Raw genomic sequence first — 15975 nt, 5'->3', positions numbered from 1 at the left:
AAGCCCTTGTCATCGAGTGGGATACGGTAAAATGTGAAGGGTCTAAAACTTTGCTTTTAGTTGGATATCAACCGTTTCATGAAGCTCAGAAAATACGATGACCGCTTCGCCTTTCTCTAATTGGGTTTTGACCTGATCGATTTTACTCTGCAGTGAAACTTCGACTGAGCCGTAGTCGGTGCCTTCACGTAGCACGAATTCGCGGATCAGGTTTTCTAGTGTCTCTGGCGAAATGTCTTGCCATGGAATGATCATAAATACCTCAAACTTTTATGATGTTTAAGCGCGCCTCTTAGGTTATTGATGTCTGGCGCGCCTAGATAGTTTACTGTGTTCGTGGCACTGATACAGCAGAAAGGTACTCAGCGGCGATACTTTCGTAATAAGCCGGTAATGCTTCTTCTAACCAGAATTTAGGTTTTAATGCCGTGCCCGTCAGGAAGCCAACGTGTCCACCATGTTCATAAAGCCGATAATCAATGTTGTCTGGCAATACGAATTTTGGGATCACCTCTTCGGTCATAAACGGATCGTCTTTGGCGTGGATGATCAAGGTTGGCAAGGTGATCTGTTGCAACTTGCTTAAGCCTGAACATTGATCGTAATAATCTTGCGCGTCTTTAAAACCATGCAGAGGCGCGGTGATCAAGTCATCAAATTCATACAAGCGAGTCACGCGTTTGATCGAGTTATACGACAAGGCGAGTTCACCTTGGATTAAGTCGTGCTTTTGCAGTGCATTGCGTTTGAGTGAAGAGAGCAAGTAACGTCGGTAAACTTTCGAGAAGCCCTGCTCAATACGATTGGCACATGCTGCCAAGTCCAGTGGTGCAGAGACAATGGTTGCGGCACTTAATATTGGGTCGTCTTTATACTCAGCCAAGTAGTTCGCCAGCATGTTACCGCCAAGGGAAATGCCGACCGCAACTTTAGGGTTGTTAGGGAATTGCTGATTGAGTTGCTCAAGAAAGAAACGAGCATCCGTTACTTCGCCAGAATGATAGGCGCGGGCTTTCTTGTTTGGCTTACCGCTGCAACCACGAAAGTGCATCATCACTGACAGCCAACCCGATTTAGAGAAGGCGTTCATCAAACCGTTCGCATACGGACTATAGAAGCAGCCTTCTAAGCCATGAAAGAGGACGAAGATTGGTTTGTTGTGAGCGGCTTCAGAATCTGGCTGTTGTGACCACGCCAAATCTAAGAAGTCACCATCCGGTGTATCGAGTGTTTGCCAAATAGGCGTAAACAACGCTTTCTTGCGGATAAAGCGTGGCAATAGCGTCTGAAGATGCGGGTTCTTAATCCCGGCGGCTGCGAAAAATTGTGTCATACCTAACTGCTCTTATATGGTCCTTCAATGTTCGCTGAAGAACTTATTAATATAATCCTTTATAGCTTTAGTATAGATATTTTACTGGTTTATGACTGATTTATGGATATTGAATGTTTGGAACTGGAATGGAGAATGCCTGTTGCAGATGCTCTCCACCTAACTGGCGACAGTATCTCAGCGTCAGTGGTTCGCCATCATTCTTGACTAATCTGAGTGAGTTGACGCAGTCGACGAGGTCGGACTGTTGCTGTTTTTCGAGCTGCAATTCGAACTGTAATGCTTCGCGATAAAGCGCGTCATTAACTTGTGATTTGAGGTGGCGACGAAGTTCACGGTAAGAGTGGAGCAGGGTTTCACTTCGACCAAGACAGCCTTGAACTAAATGCCAGTCTTGCTCTTGGAAAATCACCTGCTGCTCATCGAGCCATCTGAGCAGCAGTAATAGGTTCACGTTGCCGTGGTAGTTGTTTTGCAATGATAAGCACGCTTCCTTCACTTCTCGCACACCATAAAATTGCAAACTGAACTGCCAAAGGTGTTCTAGGGTAAGAGTGTATTCCGCGTGCTCGTTTGTCATTGATTAAACTCTAGTTCCATCTGCTCGAGTGTTTCTTGGGCAGACATCCATTCCATTTCTATTTCTTCAAGATCTGCTTTGCTAGAAGCTTGAAGCGCCAACACTTCGTTAAGTTTAGCCTTGTTTTCGGCTTCATACAGCGAGTTATCCGCTAATTGCTCTTCTGCTTTCGCTAGAGCTTCACCTAACTTATCCATTTTGTTTTCTAACTGTGTCAGCGTTTTGCGAATTGGTGCGGTCTGCTTACGAAATTCTGCTTCGCGTCGCTTTTGCTCTTTTTTCGCCGCTGCACTGTTGGCGTTATCTTTAACTGGTTGAGCAGCTTGTGCTTCTTTACGCTCGGCTTTTTGTTGCTCGGTCAACCACTTGTAGTAATCGTTCAAGTCACCGTCGAATGGTGCGACTTGGCGATCGTGCACAAGGTACAAATCATCTGTGGTTGCACGCAATAGGTAGCGATCGTGCGAAACAATCACCATCGCACCTTCGAATGTTTGTAGTGCCATCGTTAGTGCTTGGCGCATGTCCAAGTCTAAGTGGTTGGTCGGTTCATCGAGTAGCAATAGGTTTGGTTTCTGCCACACAATTAATGCCAATACCAAACGTGCTTTTTCACCACCAGAAAACGGTGCGACTTTCTCAAGTGCTTTATCACCTTGGAAACCAAAGCTACCTAGGTAATCACGTAGCTGCTGCTCGGTTTGATCCGGTGCGATTTGCATCATGTGTTGCAGCGGTGTTTCTTCTGGGTGCAGTGTTTCTAGTTGGTGCTGAGCGAAGTAACCGATCTTCACGCCTTGTGAATAAGTGAGATCACCGCCTTGCGCTTTGAGCTCACCAGACAGCAATTTGATCAAGGTTGATTTACCCGCGCCGTTACGACCAAGTAGACCAATACGGCTGCCCGGCACTAAGTTAAGGCGGATCTTCTCTAAGATCAGGTTGTCACCGTAGCCTGCCGATACTTCATCCATCATCATGATTGGGTTTGGTAGGGCTGCAGGATCGCGGAACTGGAAACTAAATGGGTTATCGAACTGCGCTGGCAGTACCTTCTCCATACGCTCCAGCGCTTTAATACGGCTTTGTGCTTGGCGCGCTTTGGATGCTTTGTAACGGAAGCGGTCAATATAGCTTTGCATGTGCGACATCTGTTTCTGTTGCTTCTCGAACATCGCTTGTTGCAGCACCATCTTTTGTGCGCGTTGGTTTTCGAATGACGAGTAGTTACCCGTGTATTCGTTCAACTGCTGGTTCTCGATGTGAATGATGCGACCAACGATCGGGTCCAAGAAGTCACGGTCGTGCGAGATCAGAATCAGCGTACCAGGGTAGTTTTGTAGCCAGCGCTCTAGCCACATTACCGCGTCCAAATCCAAGTGGTTGGTTGGTTCGTCGAGTAACAGTAGATCAGAACGACACAATAGCGCTTGAGCCAAGTTAAGGCGCATACGCCAACCACCCGAGAACTGAGTCAGGTTCCAACTCATTTGCTCTTGGCTAAAGCCCAGACCATCAAGCAGTTCGGCAGCACGTGCGCGAATGCTGTAACCGCCAATGGTTTCAATTTTGCCGTGGATCTCCGCAACTAGGGTGCCGTTGTCTTTCTCTTCGGCGACAGCCAGTTGAGCTTCAAGATCGCGGAACTCACGATCACCATCAATGACGTATTCCAGTGCACTACGGTCGAGTGCTGGCGTTTCCTGTGCAACCCAAGCCAATTCCCAATGTTGAGGTTGGCTAAATGAGCCTGCATCAATCGACAGTTCATCTTTTAGTAGGGCAAACAGAGTTGATTTACCACAGCCATTTTTACCAACCAGACCTACTTTGTCGCCTGGGTGAATGGTTGCAGATGCTTGGTCTAAAAGAGGTTTACCGCCACGCAGTAACTGAATATCAGAGAAGGTAATCATAGAGTTTTAATTCACTTTGCGCAGTGCGCGTTTCTTGGTCGTTGATCTCGCGGTGAATAGTAGGGGTATTGGCGGGAAAAGTCGATCTCTGCGCTTTAATTGCATTATGCTATACAAAAAAGTATAACAAACTGATAACGATAATTTTCCCTGAGAAATCAACACAAGGACGACCATTTGGCTGTTGCTACGCCCATTCCTCCGAGGGTTCTGGTTATTTATGCTCACCCAGAACCGCAAAACTCCATTGCCAACCAAGTGATGATTAAAAAAATCGAATCACTGGGTCATGTCACCGTGCACGATCTTTATGGCGCGTACCCTGATTTCTTTATTGATGTGAACTACGAACACGATCTGCTGATGTCGCATGATGTGATCGTTTTTCATCATCCTCTCTATATGTATTCCTGTCCTGCACTGTTGAAAGAATGGATGGATCGTGTGTTGGGCAAAGGTTTTGCGTTCGGTGATGGTAGCGCATTAGCGGGTAAGTACTGGCGCAGTGTGATCACTACTGGCGGTAAAGAGGATGCGTTCAGCCCGATGGGTTACAACAAATACCCACTTGAGCAAATTCTACAACCGTTTGAACTGACTGCCGCTTTATGTCAGATGCATTGGATTGAGCCTTTAGTGCTGTACTGGTCGCGCAATGTATCGGACATCGAACGTTATCAGCATGCTGAACAATATCGTCAATGGCTGAACAACCCCCTGAGAGAGTGGGATGAGCAAGGAGGTTACCATGGCGATAACCAGTGAGTTTCTTCAAAGTAGTGTGGTATTCCTTTCTGCTGCCGTTATTGCAGTGCCGATTGCCCAGCGACTTGGTCTGGGCTCTGTGCTTGGCTACCTGATTGCAGGCGTTCTAATTGGTCCTTGGGGGCTGGGGTTAATCAGTGATGTGGACGCGATTCTCCACTTTGCTGAACTCGGGGTGGTGTTGCTGCTGTTCTTAATTGGTTTAGAACTGAACCCCAAAAAGTTATGGCAGATGCGCGGACCAATCCTCGGTCTGGGTGGTGCCCAAGTTATTGTTACCACGGCGGTGATAGGCAGCATCGTCAGCCTGTTTGGATTGAGCATGCAAGTGAGCTTAGTGATCGGTATGGGCTTGGCACTCTCGTCCACCGCGATTGCACTAAAAGTGATCGAAGAGCAGGGGCAAGCTGGCACGGAAACCGGACAATCTGGTTTTGCGGTGCTGCTGTTCCAAGATATTGCCGTCATTCCGATGCTCGCCATGTTGCCATTACTCGCTGGTGGTCAAAGCGGCGGTGATTGGTTAGATGCTATTTGGGTATTAGGCAGTGTGGTTGCGTTATTAGTTGGCGGTCATTTCCTCTTACGTCCTTTGTTCCGTTTTGTGGTGATGAGTGGTGTGCGAGAACTCTTCACCGTTGCCGCCCTCCTAGTCGTACTTGGCATTTCTGTTGCGATGCAAAAGCTGGGGCTGTCGATGGCACTCGGTACTTTCTTAGCAGGTGTGTTACTGGCAGAAAGTGAATACCGTCATGAACTAGAAATCGCGATTGAACCGTTTAAAGGTCTGCTGCTTGGCTTGTTCTTTATTGCTGTGGGTATGGCAGTGAATCTTGGTTTATTAGCCTTGCAACCGTTCGCAATTATTGGTGCCGTGATTGCTCTCGTGGTGGTCAAAGGTTTGGTTCTGTATGTCTTAGCTCGCACTGCTCGAGTCCGTGCGAAATCGCGCAGTCGTATGGCGGCGATTTTGAGCCAAGGTGGCGAGTTTGCGTTTGTGATTTTTACCGCTGCAAGTCAAGAAGGAATCTTAACCAAAGAGCAAGTTGCCTTCCTGTTGGTGGTGGTGAGCTTGTCGATGGTGACGACGCCGCTGTTGCTCATGGGGCAGAAAAAATGGTTTGCGCACACGCTTAACCAAGAAGAAGAGAGCGTCACGACCAATGTGGTGGATCGTCGACCACGAGTGATCATCGCAGGCTTTGGTCGTTTTGGTCAGATTGTTGGACGCCTGATGTACGCCAACAAGATCAAAGTAACGGTACTAGAAAGTGACGCGAGCCAAATCCACTTGCTGCGTAAATATGGTTATAAGGTGTTTTATGGTGATGCGACTCAGATTGATTTGTTACGCGCCGCGGGAGCGGATAAAGCAGAAGCCTTAGTGATCTGTACCGACTCACCAGATGAGGTGATGGCGATTGTCGACATTTGCCGTGCGCACTTCCCGAAATTGAAGATCCTTGCCCGTGCCCGCAGCCGCGTAGAAGCCTACCAGCTAATGAACCACGGCGTGCAAAATTACTCGCGAGAAACCTTTTTAGGCGCATTAGATCTAGGTCGCCAAGCGCTCGTAGAATTAGGTATGCACCCGTATCAAGCAAAGCGGGCAGAAGCACATTTTCGCAAGCTAGATAATGCTATGCTCAAAGACTTGTTACCTCAGCACAATGAGGACAAAGAACTCGCTCAACGCTCGAAAGAAGCACGTAAAGAACTAGAAGAAATCTTCGGTCGTGAAATGGAAAGCGACCAACAGTCGCCAAATCATTGGAAGTAGTACCCGCGCAGCATCAAGCGGGAAAAGGAACAAAAGTGAAAGCCAAGAAACGTTTTATCGCGGGTGCAAGCTGCCCGCAATGCAGTCAGCAAGATACTCTGCGCTGGTGGATTGATAACAACATTGAGCTGGTTGAGTGTGTCGACTGCGATTATACCGAGCAGCGTAAACCGCAATCTGTAGAAAAAAATAAACACTCAGAACAAGAAATGATCGGGATTTTTAAGCCTGAGTAATTGAACTTCGTTAATTGATCCCCATAATACTATCATCTCGGTACTTAACCCCATTCTGGTTAGGTCAATTAATCTCCCTGGAGTTAGTATGAAAATTGAAAAGAACGTTGTTGCAAGCCTTGCATACAAAGTAATGTTGGAAGACGGTGTTGTTGTTGATCAATCAACTTCTGAAGCACCTCTTGATTACCTTCACGGTCACAACAACCTAATCACTGGTCTTGAGAAAGAACTAGAAGGTAAAGTGGCTGGCGACAAGTTCTCAGTAACAGTAGCTCCTGAAGATGCGTACGGCGACCACAACGATGCACTAGTGCAACGTGTTCCTGCAGACGTATTCCAAGGCGTTGACCAAATCGAAGTTGGCATGCGTTTTCTAGCAGATACTGACCAAGGTCCAATCCCTGTAGAAGTAACTGAAGTAGACGGCGACGAAGTTGTTGTAGACGGCAACCACATGCTAGCTGGTCAAACACTAACTTTCGAAGTAGAAGTTATGGCTACTCGTGAAGCGACAGCTGAAGAGATCGAACACGGTCACATCCACCAAGGTGGTGGCTGTTGTGGCGGTCACGACCACGATCACGAAGGCGGCTGCTGCGGTGGCGAAGAAAAAGCTGACGACCACGAATGTTGTGGCGGCGGCGGTTGCGGTTCTCACTAATCGCACGCTCTTCACTAGATAACGCTATCTAGCAAAGCTTTAAAAAGCGCAAGTTGAGGTTTCAACTTGCGCTTTTTGTCTATCTGGGGTGTAGTGCCAATCATACAAGGAATAACAGTTGGACAAAGCGATGATGAAACCTTTCTCGATTGCCATTCATGGTGGTGCAGGCACTATCTTGCGTGAACAGATGAGTGACGAACTGCAACAATCCATCTTGGCGGATTTAGAAGCTGCGGTAAAAGCGGGGCATCAAATCCTAGCAACAGGTGGTGAAGCCATAGATGCGGTCGTGGCGGCAGTGAAAGTGCTGGAAGACTCTCCTAATTTTAATGCGGGTAAAGGCTCGGTACTGACCCATAACGAGATGGTCGAAATGGATGCCTCTGTGATGGATGGTCGACAGCAAGCCGCAGGGGCAGTCGCTGGGGTGCGTCATATCAGAAACCCCATTGAACTCGCTCGTGACGTGATGCGAAACAGCAACCATGTATTGTTGGTGGGCGAGGGCGCAGAGAAGTTTGCTTTTGAACAAGGTCATGAGTACACCGAGCAGGATTACTTCTTTACCGATCGCCGCTATGAGCAGTTGCTGTCTATGCGTGAGAAAGGACTGTTTGCTCTGTCGGAATCTCGTTACCCAGATGATCGTAAGCACGGTACGGTTGGTGCGGTGGCATTGGACCAACAAGGCAACTTAGCCGCTGCAACCAGTACTGGTGGCGTGACCAACAAGAAATACGGTCGAGTGGGAGACTCCGCTCTGATTGGTTGTGGTACGGTGGCAGAGAATGGTGTCGTCGCGGTTTCCACTACGGGCGTCGGTGAGTTCTTTATTCGTAAACGTGTTGCGGAAGACGTTGCAGCACGCATGCGTTATTTGCAAGAAGACGTTCATACGGCGTGCGAACACATTATTCAGGGTGATTTAAAAGCAATGGGCGGCGAAGGTGGTTTGATTGCAATTGATGCTAAAGGTGAGCTGCACTTTGCGATGAACAGTTCTGGCATGTACCGAGCTGGCATCAATACACAAGGCGAGCTGACCGTTAAAATCTACGCAGACGAATAATTTCGTCCCGCTCATTCCTAAGCAACATTTTTAAGTTGCGAATACAACAAAGCCCAGAACACGTTCTGGGCTTTATGCTATTTGAGCCTGCATTTTAATAATGCGGTGGTGGGGTTTCTTCTGACGGATCGGCTAAATTCGACGAGTCCATATTTTTCACTTTACCTACCACATATTTCATCTGATCGAGCATCTTGGTAATTTGCAGTTGTTGCTGCGACAAGGCGCCGTTCAGATCTTCAATAGTCTGTTCTTGGAACGCAAGCTGACATTCTAAGTCATTGATGCGAGCTTCCAATTGCTGAATGATTTTATCTGTCATGATCCGTTCTCTAGCTGCCAAGCTTGGGCAATGCCCGCAGAAGTGGCAGTAATTACACGTTGCTTGGAATCAAAGGCTGCATCATACACGACCGCGCGGGGAGGGCGAGTATCTTTTTTCGGCTCAACTTCAAATCCATCGACGCGTTTGCCGGTCTGGGTATCCCACACCATCACACGACCTGAAGGTGTGCCAGTTACTAACAAGCTGCCATCATCGGAGAAGCGCGCCGTCGAAAAGATTAACTGACGAGACCAACTGCTCAGTTGCGTGACTTCTTCACCCGTCTCTAAATTCCAGATGATGGCTTGGTTGCCACCGTCTGAGGTCATGGCCAGTTTGCCATCTCTCTGTAAAGCGACTCTGACTACGCGTTGGTCGTGCTCAAAGGTACGCAATACCAGCCCTGTTTCGGTATCCCACAGATACGCTTTGTAGTCGTTGCCACCTGTGAGAGCGAAGCGACCGTTGGGCGAGATAGCGACAGAATTGACTTTTTCTTGGTGCGCAAGGAACTCTAGCCGACGACCAGTGACTAAGTTGACGTAAATCGCTTTACCGTTGGACAGTCCAAGTAATACCTGTTCACCGTTACTGGTGATATCAACGTCTCGAATCAGTGCGTCATCGATAGACCACAGCCCTTCAGCTTGAGTCCATCCGAGATCCCACACAGCGAAGTTCATTTGGCTTGCTGTGACTGCATAACGACCATTGTCTGAAATGCGAATATGGGAGACCACGTTGGCGGCTTGATCGAGTTCACCCAGCTTTGCGAGTTGTTTGTTTTGCTCCAAATCCCAAAGAACCAATTGGTGCTCTTTGGAGTACAGCAGCGCAAATCGACCATCTCGGCTGAGCGCAAAGCTGGTGGAACCTTGTGGTTCGAGTGACCAACGTTGAACATCACGATCGGTAAAAAAGCATCCATTTAACGTGGTGATGACAATTAAATATAGGAATAAATGAGAAATTCTTTGCATCACATCTAATAATCCGGTTTGTGTCTTAAGACATATAGCTAGTATATTGGTATAACGATTGTCTTCACTAGTCTCATAGAAGATTTGTGCACAACAACCAGTGGCTAAGCCATTATTGGGAGAATTTAATGAAATCAGTTTTAAAAGTGTCGCTACTTGCTGCAACAGTAATGCTAGCGGTAGGTTGTCAAAAAGAAGAAACAAAACCAGAAGCAGCACCTCAAGCAGAACAAGTTCAAGCAGAGACTGGTAAAGCAGTTCACTTTAAAACAGACGATGACAAAGCGGCTTACGCGATCGGTGTTTCATTTGCTAACTACCTAAGCACTAGCATTGAAAAACCAAGCGAAATTGGCATCAACCTAAACAAAGACCTAGTTCTTAAAGGTATCGAAGACGTATTTAAAGATAAAGCAGCGCTAAACGAAGAAGAAACTCGTGCCGCTCTAGAATCTCTAGACAAGCGTGTTGCAGAAACTATGCAAAAGCAAGCGGCTGAGAAAGCAGCTGAAGCGAAGAAAGCTGGTGATGACTTCCGTGCGGAATTCGAGAAGCAAGAAGGCGTAGTGAAGACAGAATCTGGTCTTCTATACAAAGTTGAAACACCGGCTGAAGGCGAGAAGCCAAAAGACACCGACACAGTTCAAGTACACTACAAAGGTACTCTGATCGACGGTACTCAATTCGACAGCTCTTACGATCGTGGCGAACCAGCAACGTTCCCACTAAACCGCGTAATCCCAGGTTGGACTGAAGGTGTTCAGCTAATGCCTGTAGGTTCTAAGTTCAAATTCGTTATCCCGCCAGAGCTAGCATACGGTGACCAAGACACACCGAGCATTCCTGCTAACTCAACGCTAGTATTCGAAGTTGAGCTACTAAAAATTGAGAACGACAACGCTGCTCAATAATTATCTTTAGCGATAACTCGATGAAAAAAGGTCCGTTTTACGGGCCTTTTTTGTTCTAGGTCACTAGTTGGTGAGTTTGCTAGGTTGCCTTTCAAATTTTCTGATAAACTTACACCAATTTGTTGATTTTTCGCTCGAAGGCTTATGACAACTACAGAAACAATAAATGCGGAAATGTTGCTCGAAATGGAATCTGTCAACGTGATGCCATTTACCGAGCACGATAAAATCATCTTGAGATCTTACGAAGCGGTCGTGGACGGCATTGCCAGTCTTATTGGTCCGTTCTGTGAGATCGTTCTTCACTCACTGGAAGACCTCAATACCTCTGCAATCAAAATCGCTAACGGTGAGAACACCGGTCGTCAGGTAGGTTCTCCTATCACTGACTTAGCACTTAAGATGCTGAAAGACATCGAAGGTTCTGAGCGTAACTTCTCACGTTCGTACTTCACCCGCGCTAAAGGCGGCGTATTAATGAAGTCGATCACCGTTGCTATTCGTAACGGCGAAAACCGTGTGATTGGTTTGCTTTGTATCAACGTCAACCTTGATGCGCCTTTCTCTCAAGTGCTGCAATCTTTCATGCCAACGCAAGAAGCGAAAGAAGCGGCGTCATCCGTTAACTTCGCAAGTGATGTTGAAGAACTCGTAGACCAAACGGTTGAGCGTACGATTGAAGAGATCAACGCCGACAAATCCGTCTCGAACAACACCAAAAACCGTCAGATAGTGATGGAACTGTACGACAAAGGTATTTTCGATATCAAAGACGCTATCAACCGTGTCGCAGATCGCCTGAATATCTCTAAACACACCGTTTACCTATACATTCGTCAGCGTAAGACTGAGGACGAATAAGCGTGAGTGGATTAACTTACACGCTGGTAGTGAACGGGCCGGTTTACGGCAGTCAATCGGCGCGCAGCGCATATCAATTCGCACAAGCGGTAATTGAACAAGGACATACTCTGGTGAGTGTGTTCTTTTACCAAGATGGCGTCACTAATGGTACGGCTTTGAGCGTGCCTGCCAACGACGAGTTTGACCTAACCAAAGCATGGCAATCACTCGCACAGCAACACGATGTTCGTCTGGAAACCTGCGTAGCAGCCGCTTTGCGTCGCGGCATCATCAGCGAAGATGAGGCGAATCAACATGGTCTTGAGCAGAACAACCTAGCGACAGGGTTCGAGCAAGCCGGTTTGGGGAGCTTAGCTGAAGCCATGTTAACGCAAGATAGAGTGGTGCAGTTTTGAGTCAGTTAACTTACCTATTTCGTAGCGCGCCTCATGGTAACAATGCAGGGCGTGAAGGTGTGGATGCGCTGTTAGCAGCGTCTGCGTACTGTGAAGACATCACCGTTCTATTTGTTGGGGATGGTGTGTATCAGTTACTGCTTGGACAAGAGCCTAAAGGCATATTAAGCAAAGACTACGCTCCAATGTTGAAGTTGTTCGACTTGTACGACATTGAGCAAGTGTTTGTTTGTGCCGATTCGCTTGCCGAGCGTGGCTTGGCTCAAGCCGATTTAGTCATTGATGCAGAGGCGCTAAATACAGAGCACCTAAAAGCTCAACTACAACAAGCGGGCAAACTGCTGTCATTCTGAGGAAGCCATGTTACATATCATCAAATCCGTAGCTGCATTAGACGATGCAATGGCACTGTACAGTGAGCAAGATGATGTCTTGTTGATTGAAGATGCCGTGTACGCTGCGAACCCTCAGCATAAGGCATTCAGCAAGGTAAAAGGTCCATCAATGTTTGCGCTGCAAAGCGATATTGAAGCCCGCGGTATGAACAATCGTATCAGCCCATCTATTGAGGTGATTGGCTATGCTGGCTTTGTTGAACTAACAGCAAAACAAGCCAAATCTCTGACTTGGGATTAACCCTTCTTTCCTGTCGATTGAGCTTTACGGATTAATTGCCCTAATTGAACAAAAAAGATCCGTATATTTCTTGACACACCTCTCACTGCTGCATAGAATTTTGCGTCCCTAACTGCCAACCGCTGTTAGGGATAGATTTTTCACAAAGCTTACTTTCAAGTAAATCAGGAGCTAGTTAATGGCAACTATTAACCAGTTGGTACGTAAGCCACGTGCAAAGCAAGTTGTTAAAAGCAACGTGCCTGCACTAGAAGCGTGCCCACAAAAACGTGGTGTATGTACTCGTGTTTACACTACTACACCTAAAAAACCTAACTCAGCACTTCGTAAAGTTTGTCGTGTACGTCTGACAAACGGCTTCGAAGTTACATCGTACATCGGCGGTGAAGGTCACAACCTTCAAGAGCACAGTGTTGTACTAATCCGTGGCGGTCGTGTAAAAGACCTTCCGGGTGTACGTTACCACACTGTTCGCGGTGCACTTGACTGTGCTGGCGTTAACGACCGTAAACAAGGTCGTTCTAAGTACGGTGTGAAGCGTCCTAAGTCTTAATGGATTCCGTTAAGTAAGGCCAAACACTAAATTATTTTTAATTTTTTGAAAAAACTGAAAAGTTTTGGATAAAACCTGAAGAAGACAACGGAGAAAATCCATGCCACGTCGTCGCGTCATTGGTCAGCGTAAGATCCTTCCAGATCCAAAGTTCAAATCTGAACTGCTGGCAAAATTCGTTAACATCCTAATGGTTGACGGTAAAAAATCTACTGCAGAAAAAATCGTTTACACTGCACTAGATTCTATGGCTGAAAAGTCTGGTAAAGACCACTTAGCTATTTTTGAAGAAGCTCTTGAAAATGTTCGCCCAGCGGTAGAAGTTAAATCTCGCCGTGTAGGTGGTTCAACTTACCAAGTACCTGTAGAAGTACGTCCGGTTCGCCGTAACGCACTTGCTATGCGTTGGTTGGTTGAAGCTGCGCGTAAGCGTGGTGAAAAATCTATGGCTCAACGCCTAGCTGCTGAAATGCTAGACGCGTCTGAGAACAAAGGTACTGCGGTTAAGAAACGTGAAGACGTTCACCGCATGGCTGACGCAAACAAAGCGTTCGCTCATTACCGTTGGTAATACCTTTTCAGTGCTGCAAGGTTCCTTGCAGCACTTCTTTAGTTCCTATGCCTATGCTAGGAACTATTGCTATATCTAGGGGATAGCATTTTTTAGTTATAGCAATAGTCCCTATCTCTAAGTTAAGAGGATTCAATCGTGGCTCGCAAAACTCCTATTGAGCGCTACCGTAATATCGGTATCTGTGCTCACGTAGATGCAGGTAAAACAACCACTACTGAACGTATTCTGTTCTACACTGGTCTGTCTCATAAAATCGGTGAAGTTCACGATGGCGCAGCAACCATGGACTGGATGGAGCAGGAGCAAGAACGTGGTATCACAATCACGTCTGCGGCGACTACTACCTTCTGGCGTGGTATGGAAGCACAATTCCAAGAGCACCGCGTTAACATCATCGACACCCCTGGACACGTTGACTTTACTATCGAAGTAGAGCGTTCTCTACGCGTACTTGATGGTGCAGTTGTTGTGTTCTGTGGTTCATCTGGTGTTGAACCTCAGTCTGAAACTGTATGGCGTCAAGCTGACAAGTACCACGTTCCACGTATGGTATTTGTAAATAAGATGGACCGTGCAGGCGCTGACTTCCTACGCGTTGTGGACCAAATTAAAAACCGTCTTGGTGCGAATCCTGTTCCAATCCAACTAAACGTTGGTGCAGAAGATGATTTCCGTGGTGTTATCGACCTTATCAAGATGAAGATGATCAACTGGAATGAAGCTGATCAAGGTATGTCGTTCACATACGACGAAATTCCAGCTGACATGCAAGAGCTTGCAGAAGAATGGCGCAACAACCTAGTTGAAGCGGCAGCAGAAGCAACTGAAGAGCTAATGGACAAGTACCTTGAAGAAGGTGAACTGTCTGAAGCAGAGATCAAACAAGCTCTACGTACTCGTACACTAAACAACGAAATCGTACTGGCTACTTGTGGTAGTGCGTTCAAAAACAAAGGTGTTCAAGCAGTACTAGACGCAGTGATCGAGTTCTTGCCATCGCCAATCGACGTACCTGCAATTAAAGGTATCGACGAAAGAGAGAACGAAGTTGAGCGTCACGCAGACGACAACGAACCGTTCTCAGCACTAGCATTCAAGATCGCGACTGACCCATTCGTGGGCACGCTAACTTTCATGCGCGTTTACTCAGGTGTTGTGAACTCAGGTGATGCTGTTTACAACTCAGTAAAAGACAAGAAAGAGCGTTTCGGTCGTATCGTTCAGATGCATGCGAACAAGCGTGAAGAAGTAAAAGAAGTTCGCGCTGGTGATATCGCAGCTGCTATCGGTCTGAAAGACGTTACAACAGGTGACACACTATGTGACCAGAACCACAAAGTGATTCTAGAACGCATGGAATTCCCTGAACCTGTAATTCAGATCGCTGTAGAACCTCGTTCTAAAGCAGACCAAGAGAAAATGGGTATCGCGCTAGGTAAACTGGCAGCGGAAGACCCATCATTCCGCGTGGAAACGGATGACGAAACAGGTCAGACTCTGATCTCTGGTATGGGTGAGCTTCACCTAGATATCATCGTTGACCGTATGAAGCGTGAATTCAGCGTTGACTGTAACGTTGGTAAACCTCAGGTTGCTTACCGTGAAACCATTCGTGGTAAAGCGGAAGTAGAAGGCAAGTTCGTTCGTCAATCTGGCGGTCGCGGTCAATACGGTCACGTATGGATCAAACTTGAACCTTCAGAGCCTGGTGAAGGTTTCGTATTCGTAGACGAGATTGTGGGTGGTGTGGTTCCTAAGGAATACATCAGCTCGGTATCGAAAGGTATCGAAGAACAAATGAATAGTGGTGTTCTAGCGGGTTACCCTGTTCTAGATATTAAAGCAACACTATTTGACGGTTCTTACCACGATGTTGACTCAAGCGAGATGGCGTTCAAGATCGCTGGCTCGATGGCATTCAAGAAAGGTGCACTAGAAGCACAACCTGTGATTCTAGAACCAATGATGAATGTTGAAGTAACTACGCCGGAAGATTGGATGGGTGACGTTGTTGGTGACCTAAACCGCCGCCGCGGTATGATCGAAGGTATGGATGAAGGTGTGGCTGGTCTTAAGATCATTCGTGCTCAAGTTCCACTATCTGAGATGTTTGGTTACGCAACTGACCTACGTTCTGCAACTCAAGGCCGTGCGTCTTACTCTATGGAGTTTAACGAGTACGCTGAAGTACCGAAAAACTTCGCAGATAAAATCATTGCAGACCGTGGTTACTAATTAAAACGCTTTGAGCTGAAAAAAAGTCCAGCTTTTTTTAAAGATCAATGCGTCCAAATATTGCGCTAACAGGCGTTGGCGCATAAAATAACAATTTCTGGCGCGTCGAGATCAATAATGATCACGGCGAATCATAACTAGGAAGGAACACGATTG

19 protein-coding genes are annotated in these 15975 nt (G+C 46.9%); 13 read left to right on the top strand and 6 right to left on the bottom strand.

The genetic code is table 11. The features are described 5' to 3' along the window. Positions 1-42: 42 nt before the first annotated feature. From OH459_RS19630 to OH459_RS19615, 4 genes are all read right to left on the bottom strand, one after another. The gene (locus tag OH459_RS19630) at positions 43-255 is read right to left on the bottom strand and encodes a YheU family protein (RefSeq protein WP_005451451.1); all 213 of its coding nucleotides are present in this window, start codon (positions 253-255) and stop codon (positions 43-45) included. Positions 256-325: 70 nt separating this feature from the next. Beyond that, entirely contained in the window at positions 326-1333 is a 1008-nt protein-coding gene (locus OH459_RS19625; RefSeq protein WP_005451453.1) for a hydrolase, read from the bottom strand. A 100-nt stretch (positions 1334-1433) separates the two neighbouring features. Continuing rightward, on the bottom strand, positions 1434-1913 hold the full coding sequence (locus tag OH459_RS19620) for a TIGR02444 family protein (RefSeq protein ID WP_017190933.1): 480 nt from the start codon (positions 1911-1913) through the stop codon (positions 1434-1436). Next, positions 1910-3829: an ABC transporter ATP-binding protein gene (locus OH459_RS19615; RefSeq protein ID WP_269988237.1), complete on the bottom strand. Its 1920-nt coding sequence runs from the start codon at positions 3827-3829 to the stop codon at positions 1910-1912. The genes OH459_RS19620 and OH459_RS19615 overlap by 4 nt, the downstream gene beginning before the upstream one ends. Positions 3830-4006: 177 nt before the next feature. Here OH459_RS19615 and kefG point away from each other — a divergent pair, with 177 nt between their 5' ends. The 5 genes from kefG (at position 4007) to OH459_RS19590 (ending at position 8346) form a co-directional block, all read left to right on the top strand. Continuing rightward, a complete protein-coding gene (gene kefG, locus OH459_RS19610; protein ID WP_005451460.1) occupies positions 4007-4594 on the top strand; it encodes a glutathione-regulated potassium-efflux system ancillary protein KefG in 588 nt (195 codons plus the stop codon). Then, positions 4578-6374, top strand: coding sequence for a glutathione-regulated potassium-efflux system protein KefB (gene kefB / locus OH459_RS19605; protein WP_038897874.1), 1797 nt, complete (start codon positions 4578-4580; stop codon positions 6372-6374). Before kefG ends, kefB begins: the two co-directional genes overlap by 17 nt. Before the next feature lie 35 nt (positions 6375-6409). Next, entirely contained in the window at positions 6410-6610 is a 201-nt protein-coding gene (locus OH459_RS19600; protein WP_005432753.1) for a YheV family putative zinc ribbon protein, read from the top strand. 88 nt (positions 6611-6698) lie between these two features. Next, a complete protein-coding gene (gene slyD / locus OH459_RS19595) occupies positions 6699-7274 on the top strand; it encodes a peptidylprolyl isomerase (RefSeq protein ID WP_005432768.1) in 576 nt (191 codons plus the stop codon). Between the two features lie 130 nt (positions 7275-7404). Next, positions 7405-8346, top strand: coding sequence for an isoaspartyl peptidase/L-asparaginase family protein (locus OH459_RS19590; RefSeq protein WP_005451462.1), 942 nt, complete (start codon positions 7405-7407; stop codon positions 8344-8346). A gap of 94 nt (positions 8347-8440) precedes the next feature. Here the strand turns inward: OH459_RS19590 and OH459_RS19585 are convergent, their stop codons facing one another. Then, the gene (locus OH459_RS19585) at positions 8441-8668 is read right to left on the bottom strand and encodes a SlyX family protein (RefSeq protein ID WP_005451463.1); all 228 of its coding nucleotides are present in this window, start codon (positions 8666-8668) and stop codon (positions 8441-8443) included. Continuing rightward, positions 8665-9651 (bottom strand): WD40 repeat domain-containing protein, encoded by a 987-nt coding sequence (locus tag OH459_RS19580; protein WP_005451464.1) that lies wholly within the window; start codon positions 9649-9651, stop codon positions 8665-8667. The genes OH459_RS19585 and OH459_RS19580 overlap by 4 nt, the downstream gene beginning before the upstream one ends. A 128-nt stretch (positions 9652-9779) precedes the next feature. Here OH459_RS19580 and fkpA point away from each other — a divergent pair, with 128 nt between their 5' ends. The 8 genes from fkpA to fusA all read left to right on the top strand — a co-directional run bounded on the left by fkpA (position 9780) and on the right by fusA (position 15819). Further along, the gene (gene fkpA, locus OH459_RS19575; RefSeq protein ID WP_005451465.1) at positions 9780-10562 is read left to right on the top strand and encodes an FKBP-type peptidyl-prolyl cis-trans isomerase; all 783 of its coding nucleotides are present in this window, start codon (positions 9780-9782) and stop codon (positions 10560-10562) included. Positions 10563-10706: 144 nt separating this feature from the next. Further along, on the top strand, positions 10707-11423 hold the full coding sequence (locus OH459_RS19570; protein WP_005438378.1) for a helix-turn-helix transcriptional regulator: 717 nt from the start codon (positions 10707-10709) through the stop codon (positions 11421-11423). 2 nt (positions 11424-11425) lie between these two features. After that, a complete protein-coding gene (gene tusD, locus OH459_RS19565) occupies positions 11426-11821 on the top strand; it encodes a sulfurtransferase complex subunit TusD (protein WP_005438379.1) in 396 nt (131 codons plus the stop codon). Further along, on the top strand, positions 11818-12174 hold the full coding sequence (gene tusC / locus OH459_RS19560) for a sulfurtransferase complex subunit TusC (RefSeq protein ID WP_269988197.1): 357 nt from the start codon (positions 11818-11820) through the stop codon (positions 12172-12174). Before tusD ends, tusC begins: the two co-directional genes overlap by 4 nt. A 7-nt stretch (positions 12175-12181) precedes the next feature. Next, positions 12182-12457, top strand: a complete 276-nt coding sequence (gene tusB / locus OH459_RS19555) for a sulfurtransferase complex subunit TusB (RefSeq protein WP_017190929.1) — start codon at positions 12182-12184, stop codon at positions 12455-12457. Positions 12458-12635: 178 nt separating this feature from the next. Continuing rightward, positions 12636-13010, top strand: a complete 375-nt coding sequence (gene rpsL, locus OH459_RS19550; protein ID WP_004399892.1) for a 30S ribosomal protein S12 — start codon at positions 12636-12638, stop codon at positions 13008-13010. 100 nt (positions 13011-13110) lie between these two features. Then, a complete protein-coding gene (gene rpsG, locus OH459_RS19545) occupies positions 13111-13581 on the top strand; it encodes a 30S ribosomal protein S7 (protein ID WP_005438390.1) in 471 nt (156 codons plus the stop codon). Positions 13582-13719: 138 nt separating this feature from the next. Further along, complete coding sequence (gene fusA / locus OH459_RS19540) at positions 13720-15819, top strand: elongation factor G (protein ID WP_005451470.1); 2100 nt, start codon at positions 13720-13722, stop codon at positions 15817-15819. Positions 15820-15975: the final 156 nt, after the last annotated feature.

This window comes from Vibrio sp. MM46, from assembly GCF_027587135.1.
Taxonomy (GTDB): Bacteria; Pseudomonadota; Gammaproteobacteria; order Enterobacterales; family Vibrionaceae; genus Vibrio; species Vibrio harveyi.
Note: the sequence above shows the minus strand (reverse complement) of the source record. Positions and strands in the feature narration are given on the sequence as shown.